The sequence below is a fragment of the Mariniflexile litorale genome (assembly GCF_031128465.2).
GTDB lineage: Bacteria > Bacteroidota > Bacteroidia > Flavobacteriales > Flavobacteriaceae > Mariniflexile > Mariniflexile litorale.
The window spans coordinates 2,397,377-2,416,745 of record NZ_CP155618.1 but is presented as its reverse complement, the minus strand read 5'-3'; the positions used below and the strand labels follow the sequence as shown (position 1 = coordinate 2,416,745).

At 34.7% G+C, this 19,369-nt stretch carries 13 protein-coding genes; 7 read left to right on the top strand and 6 right to left on the bottom strand.

What is annotated here, in order from left to right:
* Positions 1 to 22: 22 nt before the first annotated feature.
* Positions 23 to 3,475 (top strand): pyruvate carboxylase, encoded by a 3,453-nt coding sequence (locus QLS71_RS09845; RefSeq protein WP_308990930.1) that lies wholly within the window; start codon positions 23 to 25, stop codon positions 3,473 to 3,475.
* Here QLS71_RS09845 and QLS71_RS09840 read toward each other — a convergent pair.
* Entirely contained in the window at positions 3,472 to 4,206 is a 735-nt protein-coding gene (locus tag QLS71_RS09840; protein ID WP_308990931.1) for a metallophosphoesterase family protein, read from the bottom strand. The genes QLS71_RS09845 and QLS71_RS09840 overlap by 4 nt on opposite strands.
* 82 nt (positions 4,207 to 4,288) lie before the next feature.
* Complete coding sequence (locus QLS71_RS09835; protein ID WP_308990932.1) at positions 4,289 to 5,299, bottom strand: glycoside hydrolase; 1,011 nt, start codon at positions 5,297 to 5,299, stop codon at positions 4,289 to 4,291.
* 95 nt (positions 5,300 to 5,394) lie between these two features.
* Here QLS71_RS09835 and QLS71_RS09830 point away from each other — a divergent pair, with 95 nt between their 5' ends.
* The 4 genes from QLS71_RS09830 to QLS71_RS09815 all read left to right on the top strand — a co-directional run bounded on the left by QLS71_RS09830 (position 5,395) and on the right by QLS71_RS09815 (position 10,563).
* Positions 5,395 to 6,702, top strand: a complete 1,308-nt coding sequence (locus QLS71_RS09830; protein ID WP_308990933.1) for an FAD/NAD(P)-binding oxidoreductase — start codon at positions 5,395 to 5,397, stop codon at positions 6,700 to 6,702.
* A 2-nt stretch (positions 6,703 to 6,704) separates the two neighbouring features.
* Complete coding sequence (locus QLS71_RS09825) at positions 6,705 to 8,306, top strand: 4Fe-4S dicluster domain-containing protein (protein WP_308990934.1); 1,602 nt, start codon at positions 6,705 to 6,707, stop codon at positions 8,304 to 8,306.
* A 77-nt stretch (positions 8,307 to 8,383) separates the two neighbouring features.
* Complete coding sequence (locus QLS71_RS09820; protein WP_308990935.1) at positions 8,384 to 9,076, top strand: glycosyltransferase family 2 protein; 693 nt, start codon at positions 8,384 to 8,386, stop codon at positions 9,074 to 9,076.
* Positions 9,073 to 10,563: a glycosyltransferase family 2 protein gene (locus tag QLS71_RS09815; protein WP_308990936.1), complete on the top strand. Its 1,491-nt coding sequence runs from the start codon at positions 9,073 to 9,075 to the stop codon at positions 10,561 to 10,563. Before QLS71_RS09820 ends, QLS71_RS09815 begins: the two co-directional genes overlap by 4 nt.
* 677 nt (positions 10,564 to 11,240) lie before the next feature.
* On the opposite strand, the gene QLS71_RS09810 is transcribed toward QLS71_RS09815, so the two are convergent.
* Both QLS71_RS09810 and QLS71_RS09805 read right to left on the bottom strand, forming a co-directional pair.
* On the bottom strand, positions 11,241 to 11,543 hold the full coding sequence (locus QLS71_RS09810; protein ID WP_308990937.1) for a GIY-YIG nuclease family protein: 303 nt from the start codon (positions 11,541 to 11,543) through the stop codon (positions 11,241 to 11,243).
* A gap of 409 nt (positions 11,544 to 11,952) precedes the next feature.
* Positions 11,953 to 12,831: a restriction endonuclease gene (locus tag QLS71_RS09805; protein ID WP_308990938.1), complete on the bottom strand. Its 879-nt coding sequence runs from the start codon at positions 12,829 to 12,831 to the stop codon at positions 11,953 to 11,955.
* A gap of 216 nt (positions 12,832 to 13,047) precedes the next feature.
* Between QLS71_RS09805 and meaB the strand changes: the two genes are divergently transcribed.
* Together meaB and QLS71_RS09795 are read left to right on the top strand one after the other, a co-directional pair.
* Positions 13,048 to 14,052, top strand: coding sequence for a methylmalonyl Co-A mutase-associated GTPase MeaB (meaB, locus tag QLS71_RS09800; RefSeq protein ID WP_308990939.1), 1,005 nt, complete (start codon positions 13,048 to 13,050; stop codon positions 14,050 to 14,052).
* Positions 14,053 to 14,063: 11 nt separating this feature from the next.
* Positions 14,064 to 14,816: an acyl-ACP thioesterase domain-containing protein gene (locus QLS71_RS09795; protein ID WP_308990940.1), complete on the top strand. Its 753-nt coding sequence runs from the start codon at positions 14,064 to 14,066 to the stop codon at positions 14,814 to 14,816.
* Positions 14,817 to 15,351: 535 nt separating this feature from the next.
* Here the strand turns inward: QLS71_RS09795 and scpA are convergent.
* Together scpA and QLS71_RS09785 are read right to left on the bottom strand one after the other, a co-directional pair.
* The gene (gene scpA / locus QLS71_RS09790; RefSeq protein WP_308990941.1) at positions 15,352 to 17,484 is read right to left on the bottom strand and encodes a methylmalonyl-CoA mutase; all 2,133 of its coding nucleotides are present in this window, start codon (positions 17,482 to 17,484) and stop codon (positions 15,352 to 15,354) included.
* Between the two features lie 51 nt (positions 17,485 to 17,535).
* Complete coding sequence (locus tag QLS71_RS09785) at positions 17,536 to 19,353, bottom strand: methylmalonyl-CoA mutase family protein (protein ID WP_308990942.1); 1,818 nt, start codon at positions 19,351 to 19,353, stop codon at positions 17,536 to 17,538.
* Between the last annotated feature and the right edge of the window lie 16 nt (positions 19,354 to 19,369).

Sequence of the window (19,369 nt, the reverse complement as noted above, 5' to 3'; positions counted from 1 at the left end):
TCTGTTTTAATTTTCTATTCCTATGAACATCAAAAAAGTACTTGTAGCAAACAGAGGTGAAATTGCCATTAGAATTTTTAGAGCCTGCACCGAAATTAGCATTAAAACCGTTGGTGTTTACACCTTCGAAGACAGATACTCACTACATCGATACAAAGCTGATGAATCCTACCAAATTGGTGAAGACAACGAACCTTTAAAGCCATATTTGAATATGGATGCTATTATAAAGGTTGCTTTAGATAATGGTGCCGATGCTATTCATCCGGGATATGGTTTTCTTTCTGAAAATGCCACTTTTGCTAAGAAATGTGAAGACAATGGTCTTATTTTTATTGGTCCGAAAGTATCTGTTTTAAAATCTTTAGGCGACAAAATTATGGCTAAAGAAGTTGCGGTAGCCAATAACATTCCCATAATTCGAAGCAACGAGAAACCCTTAATAGATATAAAAACAGCTTTAATCGAAGCTAAAAAAATTGGCTATCCCATCATGCTAAAAGCGGCCTCTGGAGGTGGCGGAAGAGGCATGCGGGTTATTAGAAAAGAAGACGAACTTAAGGGCGCTTATAACGAAAGCAAACGCGAAGCTCTAAATGCGTTTGGTGATGACACCGTGTTTTTAGAAAAATTTGTAGAAAACCCAAAACATATAGAAATCCAAATTGTTGCCGATAATTACGGAAACACCGTTCACCTTTTCGAGCGCGATTGCTCTGTACAACGCCGATACCAAAAAGTAATTGAATTCGCGCCCTCTTTTGGCCTGAAAGATGAAACTAAAGACGCTTTATATGCCTACGCCATAAAAATATGTAAAGCTGTAAATTATAACAACATTGGTACGGTTGAGTTTTTAGTAGACGATGATGATTCTATTTATTTTATTGAAGTCAATCCTAGAATTCAAGTGGAACACACCGTTACTGAAGTCATTACTAACATCGATTTAGTAAAAGCACAATTATTTATTGCTGGCGGATACAAACTATCTGACGAGCAAATTAAAATAGCCAACCAAGAATCAATTCGCATCAATGGGTATGCGCTGCAATGTAGAATTACAACCGAAGATCCTCAAAATGATTTTAAACCAGATTATGGAACCGTTTCGGCTTACCGAAGTGCCTCTGGATTTGGTATTCGTTTAGATGCAGGAAGCATTTACCAGGGTGCCAAAATCTCGCCTTTTTTCGATTCCATGCTTGTTAAGATTACAGCACATGGCAACTCCTTAGATGGCGCTAGTAGAAAAATACGCCGTGCCTTAGCTGAATTTAGAATTAGAGGGGTAAAAACAAACATGCCTTTTCTTGATAATATTTTAAAGCATGATACTTTTAGGCAAGGCAAAGTGACTGTAAACTTTATTAAATCGAATCCTGATTTATTTCTTTTTAAAGCACCGAGAAACCGAGCCACCAAAATAATCACCTATTTAGGGGACGTTATTGTAAATGGAAACCCCGATGTTAAAAAAATAGACCCTAGTAAAACTTTTATAAAACCCATAGTTCCAAAGTTTGATGCCGATGCTCGTTTTCCAGAAGGTACAAAAGATTTACTAACTAAATTAGGACCTGAAAAATTTTCACAATGGTTGATGAATGAAAAGAAAGTTCATTTTACTGATACCACCATGCGCGATGCACACCAAAGTTTATTGGCTACGAGAATGCGAACGTATGATATGCTTCAAGTTGCAGAAGGTTATGCAAAAAACCATCCCGATATTTTTAGTATGGAAGTTTGGGGAGGCGCTACCTTTGATGTGTGTTTGCGTTTTCTACAAGAAAATCCATGGGAACGCCTTAAATTATTGCGTAAAGCCATGCCCAATTTGCTTTTACAAATGCTTATTAGAGGCTCTAATGGTGTAGGTTACAAAGCTTATTCTGATAATTTAATAGGTGAATTTGTGGAACAATCTTGGGAAAATGGTGTTGATGTTTTCAGAATTTTTGACTCGCTTAACTGGATGGAATCACTAGCTCCTTGTATTGAACATGTTCGCACTAGAACCAATGGTTTAGCCGAAGGGTCAATTTGCTACACCAACGATATTTTAAATCCTGAAAACAAGAAATACAATTTAAAGTACTATGTGAATCTCGCTAAAGAAATTGAAAATGCGGGCGCTCATATTTTAGGTGTTAAAGACATGGCAGGGCTATTAAAACCGTATGCAGCTTACGAGCTTATAACGGCTTTAAAATCAGAATTAAAAATCCCGATTCATTTACATACACACGACACGTCTTCCATTCAATCTGCGACTTACTTAAAAGCGATTGAAGCGGGCGTCGATGTGGTTGATGTGGCTTTAGGAGGCTTATCTGGACTCACATCACAGCCTAATTTTAATTCGGTGGTTGAAATGATGAAATTTCAAGATAGAGCTAGTAACATAAACATTGATTCTTTAAATGAATATTCCAATTATTGGGAAAATGTAAGAGAGTATTATTATCCGTTTGAATCTGGTTTAAAATCAGGTTCTGGAGAAGTCTTTAAACATGAAATTCCTGGTGGGCAATATTCAAACTTAAAACCCCAGGCTAGAGGTCTTGGATTGGAATCACGTTTTCATGAAATCACCTCTATGTACAGTAAAGTAAATGCCCTTTTTGGTGATATTGTAAAAGTAACTCCAAGTTCTAAAGTGGTTGGAGACATGGCACAGTATCTTGTTAGTAATAATTTAACCATTGAAGATGTGCTTGAAAAAGGGGAATCTTTATCTTTCCCACAATCGGTCATTGACTTTTTTAAAGGCGATTTAGGCCAACCTGTTGGCGGATTTCCTAAAAAACTTCAAAAAATAATTTTAAAAGGACAAAAACCTTATACCGACCGACCGAATGCTCACATTCCTCCTTTAAATCTTAAAAAAGAATATGAAGCCTTCAAAAAAATATTTGAACATGATTTAAGTAGAACCATCGATTATACCGATTTCCTATCCTATCAATTATACCCTAAAGTATTTACGGATGCTTACAACAAGCATTTAAAATACGACAACCTCATGAAATTGCCTACCAAAAATTTCTTTTATGGCATGGAGGTGGAAGAAGAAATTATTGTTGAAGTAGATAAAGGAAAAACCATTCTTATCACTTTAGATTCAATTAGCAAACCGAATAGCGACGGTATGGTAACCGTGTATTTTAAACTTAACGGACAAGGACGTAGTGTTGATATTAAAGACAACAGCATTAAAGTTGAAAAGGTTGAACATGCTAAAGCAGATAAAACAGATCCGCTTCAAATAGGCGCACCATTACAAGGTATGTTATCTAATATTTTAGTTAAAAAGGGTGACAAGGTTGTAAAAAATCAGCCCTTATTTATTATCGAAGCAATGAAAATGGAAACCACCATAACAGCAACCGAAGAAGCTACAATAAAACAATTGGTTTTAAAACCAGGCATTATGGTAAACTCGGAAGATTTGGTAATAAAGTTAACCTAAACTTTATTCCTTCCTTTTTCATTTGGATATAAACCAGGTAGTTCATCACTTTGATGGAATGCCTTGGTTTCAATGTTCATAACGGTAATTTTTCCTTTAAAGGCAGCACCTGTATCAATATTCCAAACATTATAAGCATGCATCGGTTCGTCATGATTAAAATTAGTGGTAGGCGTATGCCCAATAAAGATTTCTTTGTAGTGTTTTAAACGATTAGGAAACATAGGCGAATCTTCTTTAATAGAGGATTGTTCCAAAGTCAAAGCCATTTCCCACAGCGTTCTATCAAAATAAAAAGTCTCTTTAAATACTTCTTTTTCTACACCGTGCATGGAGGTAAAACCAGCATGAAGAAACAATCGGTTTTCTTTATCAATATGATATAGGGGCATTTTTTGAAAAAATTCTAAATGCTCTATTTTCTCTTCATCGGAATAAGACTCATAACTATCCATAGTTTCTTTACCACCATGCATATACCAAGTTGGATTTACATCTCCAGTTTCTAACCATTTTTCACACCAAACATCATGATTTCCTTTGATAAAAACACAAGTTACTTCTTCTGAAACATCTATCAAAAACTCAATAACTTGTGCAGATTCACTCCATCCATCTACATAATCGCCCACAAAAATAAGCGTATCTTCTTCTTTAACTTCTACTTTGTTTAACACCTGTATCAAGGCTTTTAACCCTCCATGAATATCACCAATAGCATATATGCTCATAAAATCAAATAGTTTTTACAAAACTAAAAAGATTATGATTTAGAATAAAGAAGATGATGGTTAACTTTTGATTAAAATTTAATTACTTCGAATAGTGTGCTTTTACTAAAGTCTCAACAGGTTTATTTTGTGGTGTAAACCTACTATCGTTTTCTCCACCAGCTTCTTTGTGGTTATGAAACCATTTCCATAAAAACCCTCCTGCAAACCAATCTTCATCTTCATTCCAAAATACTTCGAAAAGCACTTGCATAGTATTTGTTTGTGCTTCCAAATTAACCACAGTCATATCACGGTCACTTCTCCAAGGTTCTTTTCCTGAAAAATCGACACTTCTATAACCAACCTCTGTAAACAAAATAGGTTTTTTATACCTTTCAGAAAAGGATTTAATAGTGGGTTTGTGTTTTAACCAACCTTTTCTACAGGCTTCAACCGTAGGTGTTTTTTCGTCACTCACGGGAAAATAAGCATCAATACCAATATAATCCAATGGATCCCAAAAAGGGGTTCTATCGTATTCATTCCAATTAGCAGCATAGGTTAACTTTCCTTTATAAACCTTTTTAATGTTAACAATCAGTTGCTTCCAATACTCAGGACGCTCATCAATAAAACTTTCTAATTCGGTACCAATACAAAAAATTTCGGTTTGTAGTTCTTGAGCTAATTTGGCATAAGTTAATATAAAACTTGTATATGAATCTTCCAAAACCTGCCAATCGGCTTCCGATGTCATTTTAATTCCTCCTGTAAACGCACCACGACTCACCCAAATTTGAGGTTTCAACATCACTTTAATTTGATTTTTTTTCATATTTTCAGCATATTGTTTTACACCAACAGCTCTTTCTCCAAACCACTGTCTTTCTGTATTAAATACAATTTCTGGGTGGGATAATTCCCTAATAAATCCAAAAGGCATAATAGCCGCATAATTAGCATGAATATTAAGTAAAGGTTTTATATGCACATCATTTATAGTGTCTCTAGACGCCACAAAACTCACACCGTTTATCTTTTCTGTTTTATGAGACGTCATAGCACAAGAACATACCAAGAGAAACAAACTCATTCTAAAAATAATCTTCATAGCTTGTATTTAATGTTTAAATTTAAACAAATTAAACAAATCTTTTAAGGTTTGGGTATAACCTTCGACCTAATAACAGAACGCAATAACATTTTATGGAGCATATAGTTATTATTGGCAATGGCATTTCTGGTATAACAACTGCAAGGCATATTAGAAAACTTTCAGATAAAAAAATCACCATCATTTCTGCCGAAACCGATTACTTTTTCTCGAGAACCGCTTTGATGTACGTGTACATGGGACATATGAAGTTTGAACACACCCAGCCTTATGAAAATTGGTTTTGGAAGAAAAACCGAATAGAACTAAAAAAAGGGTTGGTAAAGCATATTGATACAGAAGCGAAAACACTCCATTTTGAAAATACCGACTCCTTAAAATACGACAAACTCATTATTGCAACCGGTAGTAAACCTAACAAATTTGGTTGGCCAGGACAAGATTTAAAAGGTGTTATGGGCATGTACCACAAACAAGATTTAGAAAATTTAGAACAGCATGCACCAAACAATGAAATTTGTAAACGTGCCGTGATTGTTGGTGGTGGTTTAATAGGGATTGAACTTGCTGAAATGCTAAATTCCAGAAATATTCCAGTCACATTTTTAGTGCGAGAGCCTAGTTTTTGGAATGGTGTATTACCAGATGGTGAAAGTGAAATGATTAACCGCCATATTAAAAACCATCATATCGATTTACGTTTATCAACCAATTTAAAAGAAATTGTTTCAGATGAAAGCGGTCGAGTAAAGTCTATAATTATTGAAGGCACAAACGAAGAAATTCCATGTAATGTGGTTGGATTGACTGCTGGCGTGACTCCAAATATCGATTTCATTAAAAATTCCAATATTGAAATAGGTAAAGGCGTCAAAGTGAATCGGTTTTTAGAAACCAACATACCAGATATTTATGCCATTGGCGATTGTGCTGAACAACATGAAGCCATTGGAAACAGAAGACCTATTGAGGCCGTTTGGTACACGGGGAGAATGATGGGTGAAACTTTGGCTCAAACCATTTGCGGTAATCGTATGTCATATAATCCAGGGCATTGGTTTAATTCTGCCAAGTTCTTAGATATTGAATACCAAACCTACGGATGGGTTCATAGCACAAAAAATAAACCAGATTACGAGCAACATTTCCATTGGAAACATGAAGACGACACCAAATGCATCACGGTTTCTTTTAACAAAAACACAAACGCATTTTTAGGTATTAACACTTTCGGAATACGTATGAAACACGAAACTTTTGATAATTGGCTTACCGAAAAACGTGATGTAGATTATGTGATAAAACATTTAGCGGAGGCTAATTTCGACCCCGAATTTTACAAAAGGCACGAACCTGAAATTTTAAAAACTTACACAAATCATCAACTTCAAAAAGCATAAGTATGAGCAATCAAATAAACGAAAGCATGTCCTTAGCAAAACCAGAAGCTAATGATTTATCAATAAAACAAAAAGTAGCTGTTGCCTTAGGGATCATTGGACTTTTTATTTTTGGATTGGCAATTTTCAATACGCACTTCCCTAATAAAACACTCTTTTTAACGCTCTCAATAGGATTGATTACCTTAGGAACTATCTTATTTGCAAATGATGCTTATTTAAAAAAACTTGAAGGTATTAAAAACGATGGCGTTTGGTTTAAATCCATCTCATCACGAGGTGTTTTAGGTTGGATGACAGGGGTTTTACTTACTGGTTTTTATATTGTTCTTTATTTTTACCCACAATATTTAGGACAAACACCAAGCGGTGAACCCAACACAGGATTAATTTCATTATTCGATCCTTTAAGCCGGTTATTAAGCGGAAACCCTGCAAGCCAATGGTTTGTTTATGGAACACTATATACGGTTGCTATTTTAGTATTTGGTTACAAATTCATGCTAAAATACCGCCACAATAGGTATGAACAGTTACGAACTGCTTCCGTCATGTTTTTTCAACTAGGCTTTGCATTTCTTATTCCTGAATTCATGTCGCGACTAAATGCCAGTTCTGATTATAATTTACCTTATTACGATTTAAAAAGCATGTGGCCATTAAACTATTATTTGTTCGATAGTTGGTCTATTAACGGTTTATTATCATCTGGCGCTTTAGGCTTATTAATGTTACTTTTTGGTATTATTTCCATTTTTGTAATTTCCCCTTTCTTAACTTACAAATACGGAAAACGCTGGTATTGCTCATGGGTTTGTGGTTGTGGTGCGTTGGCAGAAACTGCTGGCGATTCATTCAGACAATTAAGCAGCAAAAAACTATCTGCATGGAAACTAGAACGTTGGTTAATACATACTGTTTTGGTTTTCTCGGTTGTTATGACCACCGCTGTAATTTACACCTATTTAGGAGACGACCCCGATACATTCTGGTTAACACGAAGTGCTTTTCTTTTAGGTGTTGGCATCCTACTTACCCTCGTCTTTTCAATAACTATGATTTTTAAAAGAAAAGAACTAGGCAAAGATGCACGTTATGGAGCCATTGGCTACTTTGTAGTTATTGCGGTGCTGTTTATTATGCATTATACAGGAACTTCCGATAAAATTTTCTTAATAAAAGCTAGCACGTTACGTTCGGCTTATGGCTTATATATTGGCTCTATTTTTTCTGGTGTTATTGGCACAGGCTTCTACCCTATTTTAGGAAATCGTGTTTGGTGCCGTTTTGGATGCCCAATGGCAGCCATATTAGGGTTTCAACAACGTATGTTTTCCAAATTTAGAATTACGACTAATGGGGGGCAATGTATTTCTTGTGGCAATTGTTCTACCTATTGTGAAATGGGTATCGATGTACGTGCCTATGCTCAAAAAGGCGAAAATATTGTACGCTCCAGCTGTGTTGGTTGCGGTATTTGTTCTGCTGTTTGTCCTCGTGGTGTTCTAAAATTAGAGAATGATACCATGGAAGGTCGCATCAATTCTAACGAAATATTACTGGGTAATGATGTTGATTTAATGACCTTAATCAACAAAAAATAATTTAATGAAATAGTAAATATTTTGTTAAATATCTCAATAAAACTATTGTACTTTTGTGCTCTGAAAGTTAATTATTTATGCACCTAATAAAAGTAATTATACCTGCTTTTAACGAAGCAGATGCTATTACAAAAGTTATTAATGCGCTACCAAATTCTGTTCAAGAAATTATTGTTGTTAATAATAATTCTACCGACAAAACTGAGGAAAACGCAAAAAAAGCAGGAGCAACGGTATTAACCGAAAAAAACAGAGGCTATGGTTACGCTTGCCTTAAAGGATTGGATTACATTGCCAATCAACCCGGAAAACCAAATATTATTGTATTTTTGGACGGCGACTATAGCGATTATCCAGAAGAATTAACAAAAATTGTAGCGCCCATAATCGAAAAAAACATCGATTTTGTTATTGGTGCGCGCGTTAAAAGTTTACGAGAAGCAGGTTCTATGACCGTACCCCAAATTTTTGGTAATTGGTTAGCAACCTCTTTAATGACACTTTTTTTTGGTGCAACATTTACCGATTTAGGCCCATTTAGAGCCATAAAATACGATAAATTATTAGCACTAAACATGATTGACAAAACCTATGGTTGGACAGTAGAAATGCAACTAAAGGCTTTAAAACAAAAATTAACATACACCGAAGTGCCCGTAAATTACAGAAATAGAATTGGAGTCTCAAAAGTTTCAGGAACCATAAAAGGTAGTATATTTGCTGGCGCAAAAATCTTAAGTTGGATTTTTAAATACAGTATCAAAAAATGATTCTAGAAACCACCATTATCATTATTTACACCATTTCGCTTTTGCTTATTTTTATGTATGCACTTGCGCAATTAAATCTATTACTGAATTACCTAGCCTCAAAGAAGGCTAAAGATAATTCCCCAACTTTCGATTTTTCAAATCCCGAAGAAATCCCTTTTGTAACTATACAACTGCCTGTTTATAACGAAATGTACGTTATGGAACGCTTGTTAGATAACATTGCAAAAATGGATTATCCTTCTAACAAACTTGAAATTCAAGTATTAGACGATTCTACCGATGAAACTGTAGAAACAACTCGTGCACATGTTGAAGCATTAAAAGCTACAGGATTAGATATTACACACATTACAAGAATAGATAGAACAGGTTTTAAAGCAGGTGCTTTAAAAGAAGGTTTAGTAATTGCTAAAGGTGAATTTATTGCCATTTTCGATTCCGATTTTTTACCGCAAACCGATTGGCTAAAACGCACCGTTCCTTATTTTAAGGATGAAAAAATTGGTGTTGTTCAAACGCGTTGGGGGCATTTAAACCGCAATTATTCCATCCTTACAAAAATACAAGCCTTCGCTTTAGATGCTCATTTTACTTTAGAACAAGTAGGTAGAAATAGTAAAGGACACTTTATTAACTTTAACGGTACCGCAGGACTTTGGAGAAAGACCTGTATTATAGATGCCGGAAACTGGGAAGGTGATACCTTAACCGAAGATTTAGATTTAAGCTACCGTGCCCAACTTAAAAATTGGAAATTCAAATATCTTGAGAACGTTGAAACCCCTGCCGAATTACCAATCGTAATTAGCGCAGCCCGTTCACAACAATTTAGATGGAACAAAGGTGGTGCCGAAAACTTTAGAAAAATGCTTTGGCGGGTTTTAAAAAGCAAAAACATTTCAGCAAAAACAAAATTACACGGTTTGCTACATTTACTAAACAGCACCATGTTTTTAAATGTACTTGTTGTAGCCGTATTAAGCATCCCGATGCTATACATAAAAAATGAGTACACACACTTAAAACCTTACTTTTACGTTATGAGTTTCTTTGTGGTAAGCTCTATCATATTTTTTGTATGCTATTGGTTTATGTACAAAAATATTTATGGTGGTGGGTTTAAAAACTTCATCCGTTACATCGGTATGTTTTTTGTGTTTTTCTCCATCGCTATGGGCTTTTCATTACATAACTCTATTGCCGTTTTAGAAGGTCATTGGGGTAAGAAAAGTGAATTTGTACGCACACCAAAATTCAACATCAGTTCTCTTAAAGAAGGCTGGAAAAAGAATAAATACATTAAAAAAACAATATCCATACACGTTATTTTCGAAGGTTTATTAATGGCATATTTTGCTTTTGGTATGTACAGTGCTTTTATAGTAGGGAACCAAGGTGGGGATTTCGGACTGTTCCCTTTCCACTTAATGTTATTTTTAGGCTTTGGTTATGTGTTTATTAAATCGCTGACTTCTAAAGTATAAATTAACATCCAACATCATAAAAATTAATCAATCTCAAAACAAACTTTAAATAGTGTTTTGAGATTTTTTTTATAAGTATTTGGGCGTTACCACAAGGGTCGCGCTTTCCGCTTAAATCTTTTTAAAACAATTGTTTACCGTCATTGCGAGTGAGAAACGAACGAAGCAATCTGCTCATCAATTAACCAACTGCTTCATAAAGTTTTAAAAAGGATAACGCTTCAATCGCTAACGCAAAGGCAGAAATATTACGTCATTACAAAGGAGGCACGACTGAAGTAATCTGTTTCTTCTTTTCGTCATGGCGAGAAGGAACGACGAAGCCATCTGTTTGTTATTTACCTTGAAACACTTTTGTACGCTGCATGAGATTGCTTCGTTCCTCGCAATGACGTAAACATCATACTTTTGGTTATTGCGAGTGAGAAACCAACGAAGCAATCTGCTCATCAATTAACCAACTGATTCACAAAGTTTTAAAAAGGATAACGCTTCAATCGCTAACGCAACGACAAAACCCAAACGTCATTGCGAGGTACGAAGCAATCTGTTTATTCTTTCCTCGTCATTGCGAGGAGGTACGACGAAGCAATCTGTATGTAATACAACTTTAAGTCGCTTTGAAGCATACATCATGAAATTGCTTCGTGCCTCGCAATGACGATTCATTACATTATTCATCTATCAAAATAAAACAACCATCCATCCGACAAATCATGCCATTCAGGGTTTATCGAATTTATTAATTCTTCTTTTCGTTTCCTACTACCACCTTTTATTTGCTTTTCTCTGGCAATGGCTTGATTTATAGCATCAAATTCTTCAAAAAAAATAAGCTTATCACAATTGTATTTAAAAGTAAATCCTTTATAAATTTTCGTTTTGTGCTGATAAACCCTTTTTAATAAATCACTAGTTACACCAACATAAATAACGGTGTTATTTTTATTGGTCATAAAGTAAACAAATGATTTTTTCATGTCACTAATTTAATAATTTCCGTCATTGCTAGCTTTTTCATTAGAAAAAAAGTGAGGCAATCTGTTTATTCTACTCGTCATTGCGAGGAGGTACGACGAAGCGATCTGTTCATTATTTCCTAGTCATTGCGAGGAGGTACGACGAAGCAATCTGTTTATTTGGAGTTACACCCAACATTTCAGCACCCAATTTACAGATTGCTTCGTGCCTCGCAATGACGGGAACACCATAATGTCCGTCATGGCGAGAAGTGTACGCCGAAGCCATCTGCTTATCAATTAACTTATTGTTTCAGAGGCTTAAAAATGATAGTACTTAAATCACTAACTCTAACTTTTAAACACATATAGATATTATTGCTAATAATGATGCCTTATATTGAGTTACTTTTTATAGCTGATTTTTTATTTAAATTTTCGAAAACCATTCAGCATTTACAGAAACATCTTCTATAAGTTCTGTTTTTACTCCTAGATTAAACTCTTTCAATTTATCACATAATAATTCTCCATCAATTAAATCAATTGGAGGCGCTCCATCTCTTGTGGCTTCTTTAATTGCTTCTCTTGTAAAATTTCCTGTTGTAATAAAAAGTCCTTTATCTGCTCTACCTTGCATCGCTCCTCGGAAATCCCTGATATCACCAGAACCAACAGAACCTTTATATCTTTTTGATTGAAAAAAGACATGAAAACTTAGAAAACCATTTAACCTAACTATTCCTTTCCCATCAATTCCTCCATCTCCCGATTTTCCAGTAACTTCAACTTGCACAAATCCACTTTCTCTTAAAATCCTTTGACAAAGTCTTTCAAAAGCTGAAGGCTCAATTTTTAATATAATTGAAATTAAACTTTCTTTCCAATCAATTTGATCTTCAACTTCCTCCTCTATATCAGACTCAACCTCCTTTATTGTTTTAATTTTATCGGATTTAGGTTTTCTAGCTTGTTCTCTAACTTCTTTTAAAATTTGGTTAGGATTAAGATTAGTTGTATCAATTTCGTTATTATTTAATGCCCAAACACCTCGAGAAGAATTATCTATCAACCCATATTTTTTCAAATATGTTCTTGCCCAAGCTAACCTGTATTCAACTTTAGTTTGAACTCCATTTTCATCATGTGGTACTTCCAAAATCTCTTCATCATATCCAGCAACCTCATAAACCTTTTCATTTATTTCTTCTATAGAACCTGAACCACCTAATAATTTTAGAGCTTCCAAAGTAGGAATCATCATTTCATCATGAGTAGGTACTTTATCATGTATTTTTTTTCTTCCCATTCCGTTTACACTTTATGTTTGTTATTAAAATAAAACAAACTTATATATTAGTTCCTATTATTTATTTTATCGAAAACCAATTTAACATTTTTTTTTTCAGATAAATAACAAGCAAAACTATTTTACAAAATTTATTATTTCCACAAAAAACACCCCAAACACATGGCAAATTTTCACTTTATCAGTATCTTTATAGGAGTAATTTTTTACCACTAAATGTCAAACTACAAACCCAAAAACCGACTCTCCGCACAAGCTTATATCGATGGTGTTTTAGCAGGCGATCGCGTTATTCTCTCCAGAGCCATTACAATTATAGAAAGCAATTTAGAAAGTGATAAAACACTTGCCAAAGATGTTATTCAAGGTATTTTACCCGCTTCGGGAAATTCTATCAGAATCGGTATTACCGGAGTTCCTGGTGTTGGAAAAAGCACTTTTATTGAAGTTTTCGGAAAACACATCATCAATCAAGGTTATAAAGTAGCCATTCTTTCTATTGATCCAAGTAGCCAACGATCAAAAGGCAGTATTTTAGGCGATAAAACACGCATGGAAGCACTGAGTAATTTAGAGAACGCCTACATTCGTCCATCTGCTTCTGGCGACACGCTTGGTGGTGTGGCTAACAAAACAGCCGAAAGCATGTTGCTGTGTGAGGCTGCTGGGTATGATATAATTTTAATTGAAACAGTTGGTGTGGGACAATCGGAAACAGCTGTTCATGGGATGACCGATTTTTTCTTGCTTTTAATGTTAGCCGGTGCTGGCGACGAACTTCAAGGTATTAAAAAAGGCATCATGGAAATGGCCGATATGGTGGTTATTAATAAGGCTGATGGCGATAACGTTCGAATGAGTGAAATGGCGCGTTTGCAATACCAAAATGCCTTACATATTTTTCCGCAATCAGAATCTGGTTGGGAGCCAGTAGTAACAAAAGCGTCTTCAACCAAAAATACGGGAATCGATAGAGTGTGGGACGAAGTTGTAAAATACAAACAGTTAGTAACTGATAATGGTTATTTTATAAAAAACAGAAACCATCAAAAAATACATTGGATGTATAATAACATCAATGAAGAATTAAAACACATGTTTTATGCTTCCGAAAATATGGCCAGCACGCTTTCTGTTTTAGAAAAAGCGATTATTTCTTCTGAAATTTCACCTATAAAAGCAGCACAAGACATTATTGAAACATTTAAAAAGTCTTTTTGAAATTATAAAAAATGAAGTTTGAAAATTATTTTGACAAACAATTTGAACTGAGATATTTCGAAACAAATAAATTAGGCTTGGCGACGCCTATAATCATTTTAGCTTTATTAGAAGAAACTGCGGCAGACCATTGTTATTCTATAAACCACAGTTTATTCGACCTTCTTAAAAAAAATGTGGGATGGGTATTGGTTTCTGGGGTTTTAAAAATGGATCGCTATCCTAATTACAAAGAAAAAATCACCATTAGAACCTGGTTATCAAGCTACACTTCTATTAAAGGTTATAGAGAGAATATTATTTTTGATGAACAACAAAATATAATAGGCAGCGCCAAAGGTTTATGGGTTTTCTTTGATATTGAAAAAAGGAAACCATTACCCATTTTTAATGATATGAAAGAAAAATGGTCTTTTTTCGGTGAAGAATCCATCATAAAAAACATCAAGAAAAAAATAGACGCGTTAGATGTTGCAGACCATATTAAAAAATTCAAAGTTCATAGGTTTGATATAGACAGTAATAAGCACGTAAATAATATCAAGTATTTACAGTGGGTTATTGAATCGATACCTGAAGATATTGTTGATCATTATTATTTACACGAAATAGATGGTCGTTTTATTTCTGAAGCTCAATATGGCGACCATGTGTTATCTTTAACAAATAAGAATGGTATAGATTATTCTTTTCAACACACCATTAAAGTGGAAGGAAGCAATAAGGTTTGTGCTACAGCGAACACAGTTTGGAAAAAATTTTAAAAAAATATTATTCACTCTGCGTTACCAAACTATTTCCTAGCACCAAAATGTGTACCTGAGCTTGTCGAAGTCCATTTAAAGTAGTACATCGCCAAGCTAAGTGTAACATCCAACACTAATTTTCTGAAAATGAATAATCAGAGCATAGCTCACGCTTACATACTTCGTAGATGCTTGGTAGATACTGTATAGTTATAGCATGGTTATAGTATGGTTATAATATGCTAAGTAGGTAGTATAATCTCAATCTAACCCAAATCACGTTACTACTAAGATAGTTAATACGCATGTAAATAGGAATACGATGCTTATTAACAATTTGAATTTCAGTAACAAATAATTATTCTTTTAGCCGCCTGCTAGGTCTTTATTTGGATCTTAAAAGTATTAAAATTAAATAAAATATCGTAAAATTTTAGTAAACTGATTGATAATTAAAAACTTACTAATCGAACTTAGAATATGAATGCACAAAAAACTCCATCTGTATGACATAACACAAACGGAGTTTCAACCATTCAAATAATAACAAAGTCTATTCTTGCTCCAAATATTTTTCCATAATACTAATTGCAGCTTTAGAAATTACAGTTCCAGGTCCAAAAATGGCTACCACTTTACGTTCCAATAAATAATTATAATCTTGTTCTGGAATCACACCACCAGCAAACACCATAATGTCTGGTCTTCCTAGTTTTTCTAGTTCCCCAATTAATTGTGGAATTAAGGTCTTATGACCAGCAGCCAAACTGGATGCTCCAACAAAATGAACATCGTTTTCAATGGCTTGTTTAGCCACTTCTTCTGGGGTTTGAAATAAAGGCCCCATATCAACATCAAATCCTAAATCGGCAAAACTTGACGCTACCACTTTAGCTCCTCTATCGTGTCCATCTTGTCCCATTTTAGCCACCATCACACGCGGACGACGCCCTTCTATTTCAGCAAATTTATCAGCAAGTAGTTGTGCTTTTTCAAACAAACTATCGTCTTTTACTTCTTTTCCGTACACACCGCTTATTAATTTATTATCCGCTTTATGACGTCCAAAATGAACTTCTAAAGCATCCGATATTTCACCTAAAGTTGCGAAATTTTCAGCAGCCTCAACAGCCAATTCTAATAAATTTCCTTTACCTGTTTCTGCACAATCTGTTAATGCTTTTAAATTGGCATTCACCACATCCTGATGTCTATGCGCTCTTAATTTTTTCAAACGTTCTATTTGAGATAATCGGACAGTAGAATTATCTACTTCTAAAATCTCGATATTCGATTTTTCATCGGTTCTAAATTTATTCACACCAACCAAAATATCTTGTCCAGAATCTAAACGGGCTTGTTTACGTGCCGAAGCCTCTTCTATACGCATTTTAGGAACGCCTGTTTCAATAGCTTTAGCCATACCCCCTAGTTCTTCAACTTCTTCAATAAGTTTCCAAGCTTTTTTAGCGATTTCTTGTGTTAAGTATTCCACATAATACGAACCGGCCCAAGGATCTACGGCCTTAGTAATTTGTGTTTCTTCTTGAATATAAATTTGCGTATTACGTGCTATTCGTGCTGAAAAATCGGTTGGTAAAGCTATCGCTTCATCCAAGGCGTTTGTATGTAAGGATTGTGTGCCTCCTAAACCTGCGGCCATAGCTTCCACACAAGTTCTCGCTACATTATTAAAAGGATCTTGTTCACTTAAACTCCAACCCGATGTTTGACTATGCGTACGCAATGCCATCGATTTTGGATTGGTTGGATGAAACGATTTAATAATTTTTGCCCAAAGCATCCGTGCAGCACGCATTTTTGCAATTTCCATAAAATGATTCATTCCAACCGCCCAAAAAAACGAAAGTCTGGGAGCAAATTCATCAATTTTTAAACCAGAAGCCAAACCTGTTCTAATATATTCCATACCATCGGCTAAGGTGTATGCCAACTCAATATCGGCCGTAGCACCAGCTTCTTGCATGTGGTAACCACTAATAGAAATGGAATTGAATTTAGGCATATGCTTCGTGGTGTAGTCAAAAATGTCACCAATAATTTTCATGGAAGGCAATGGTGGATAGATATACGTATTACGCACCATAAATTCTTTTAAAATATCATTTTGAATGGTGCCACTTAAATGGTCTAAAGACACACCTTGTTTTTTTGCCGCTGCAATATAAAACGCCATAATGGGCAACACAGCACCATTCATAGTCATTGAAACCGACATTTTATCTAAAGGAATCTGGTCGAATAAAATCTCCATATCCAAAATAGAATCGATAGCAACTCCTGCTTTTCCAACATCACCTGTTACACGCGGATGGTCGGAATCGTAGCCTCTATGTGTTGCTAAATCAAATGCTACTGAGAGTCCTTTTTGTCCAGCAGCTAAATTTCTTCTGTAAAACGCATTCGACTCTTCAGCCGTTGAAAATCCTGCATATTGACGAATGGTCCATGGTCTAGTAACATACATTGTACTGTACGGCCCTCTTGTAAACGGAGGTAACCCGGCAGCAAATCCCAAATGTTCCGCATTATCAATATCGTGTTTTGAAAAATGTTTTTTTACAGGAATTCCCTCAGGCGTATTCCAAACTTGTTGGGTATCTGATAGTACTGTTTCATGTTTCTTAACAGTATCTAATGTTATATCTGAAAAATCTGGTCTCATAATTTCTAGTATTTTTATTCAATGGTAATATGGAATCACCAAATTTCAATGTCACACCTTTAATAGGTTGTTATACTTCTGAATTTTTTTCTGAACACCTGAGATGGTTTGGATGACATCCGATTTCAAATGAATGCAGCCATCCAATCCAGCAGCAGTTAAAGAATTCAATATGTTTAGAGGATTTCCTGCTAACAGAAGTACTTTCTCTGAATTAATCCTTCTAAATGTTTCAATAAATAGTAAAGCATTTTCATCATAATCGGCATCAGAACTACAAATTACAACCACATCAGATTCTGATTGTGCGCTACTTTTTGCGGCTTCTTCTACATTTTCAAAACTCTTTTCCTGTAATATTTTGAAACCACTAACCCCTATAAAATCATAGGAAAAAGCAGCTCTTGCTTTACGCATCGTTAAATTTCCAAAACTTGTAAGCTCCACTACAGGACGTTTACCCGTTTCATCAACTATTTGCTCGGTTACTTTTCTTAAAGCTTCAATTTCTAAGGAAGCTCTTCTTGGTGTTAATACTTTAGGATTTGCGATAACTTGAGATGATAAAACTTTTGAAGGAACCGTTTCCATAAGATTAGGATATTTATTTACCCCAACCATGGGCAATCTTCTTTGACTTATCAGTTTTATTTTTTCTTGACGAATCTCCGCAATTTGTTGTTGAATATATTCACTTTCAAAAGCTTTATAAAAACCACCTTGTGCTTCAATTGCTTTAAAAAGGTATAAAGCTTTATCAGCAATTTTAGTACTTACTTCTTCAATATAATAAGATCCATCTACGGGATTTGCTACTTTACCTAGATAAGATTCTTCCTTTAAAATAGTTGAAATATTGCCCGCTATTCTATTCGAAAAATCCGAAGCTTCATTAAATTCTTTATCATAAGCATCAATTAAAACACCATCGGTGTTTCCTAAAATAGCAGACATGGCCTCAGTAGTGGCTCGCAATAAATTAGTATGTGCATCGGTAACCGATTTACTCCAAATAGATGTTTTAGCTGTTAAACTATGTTTAAAATTGGTCACACCATATTTCTTAGCAATTTCATGCAATAAACTATTAAAGGCTCTAAACTTACCTATTTCAACAAAATATTCAGAGCCTATAGCCAGTTGAACATGCAAATTATTAAAAACAGATTGCACACTAATATCTTTGTATAAACATTGCTCTATTAAATAAACCAATGAATTTAAAGTATAAGCCACTTCCTGAACTTGGTTAGAACCCGCATCTAAATAAGCCGTTCCAGAAATGGTTATAGTTTTAAAATTCGGATATCCTGTGCTTAATTTCACAAAACTTGCCAAAGACTCAAATGGATCAACATCGCTAATGCCTTTGGTTACATAATTAGAAATTAAACCCAAATCAATATACCCTCTAAGGTTTTTTGGATGGCTGATATTCTGTTCAACAAAGGCAAAGAAATCTTTTGGAAAACGAATGGCTTCTTTTGATAAAACAAACGAAACAGCCACCTGATTCAAATCAATCCCTTTTAAAAGTGTTGTTGCAGAAACATTTTCTTCTAATTCAAAAAGCAATCCAGTAACCCCTTCTTTTATGGCTTTTAGAGCTTGCTTATTGCCGCTTTCTACCGACAGCACACAAATACATCTGTAATTTATTAAAGCTTGTGAATTCTCGCCTGTATGACTTAAGTAATCCAATGCATCTTCCGTATTGTAAAAAGGCTGGATATTAATATCATTTAAGTTTTTCCAAACCAATTTTCTATTAAAATCATCTCCTTTTAAATCTATGTTTACTTTATCTAACCACTCCTGTTTAGTAACAGGTTTGAATTCAGAAAAAAGTGGAATGTTATTCGTATTCATAATATTTGTATTAGGT

Excerpts from the sequence above, each read along its gene's own strand:
- QLS71_RS09845 (WP_308990930.1), top strand. The coding sequence starts at position 23 with ATGAACATCAAAAAAGTACTTGTAGCAAACAGAGGTGAAATTGCCATT.
- QLS71_RS09840 (WP_308990931.1), bottom strand. The coding sequence starts at position 4,206 with ATGAGCATATATGCTATTGGTGATATTCATGGAGGGTTAAAAGCCTTG.
- QLS71_RS09835 (WP_308990932.1), bottom strand. The coding sequence starts at position 5,299 with ATGAAGATTATTTTTAGAATGAGTTTGTTTCTCTTGGTATGTTCTTGT.
- QLS71_RS09830 (WP_308990933.1), top strand. The coding sequence starts at position 5,395 with ATGGAGCATATAGTTATTATTGGCAATGGCATTTCTGGTATAACAACT.
- QLS71_RS09825 (WP_308990934.1), top strand. The coding sequence starts at position 6,705 with ATGAGCAATCAAATAAACGAAAGCATGTCCTTAGCAAAACCAGAAGCT.
- QLS71_RS09820 (WP_308990935.1), top strand. The coding sequence starts at position 8,384 with ATGCACCTAATAAAAGTAATTATACCTGCTTTTAACGAAGCAGATGCT.
- QLS71_RS09815 (WP_308990936.1), top strand. The coding sequence starts at position 9,073 with ATGATTCTAGAAACCACCATTATCATTATTTACACCATTTCGCTTTTG.
- QLS71_RS09810 (WP_308990937.1), bottom strand. The coding sequence starts at position 11,543 with ATGAAAAAATCATTTGTTTACTTTATGACCAATAAAAATAACACCGTT.
- QLS71_RS09805 (WP_308990938.1), bottom strand. The coding sequence starts at position 12,831 with ATGGGAAGAAAAAAAATACATGATAAAGTACCTACTCATGATGAAATG.
- meaB (WP_308990939.1), top strand. The coding sequence starts at position 13,048 with ATGTCAAACTACAAACCCAAAAACCGACTCTCCGCACAAGCTTATATC.
- QLS71_RS09795 (WP_308990940.1), top strand. The coding sequence starts at position 14,064 with ATGAAGTTTGAAAATTATTTTGACAAACAATTTGAACTGAGATATTTC.
- scpA (WP_308990941.1), bottom strand. The coding sequence starts at position 17,484 with ATGAGACCAGATTTTTCAGATATAACATTAGATACTGTTAAGAAACAT.
- QLS71_RS09785 (WP_308990942.1), bottom strand. The coding sequence starts at position 19,353 with ATGAATACGAATAACATTCCACTTTTTTCTGAATTCAAACCTGTTACT.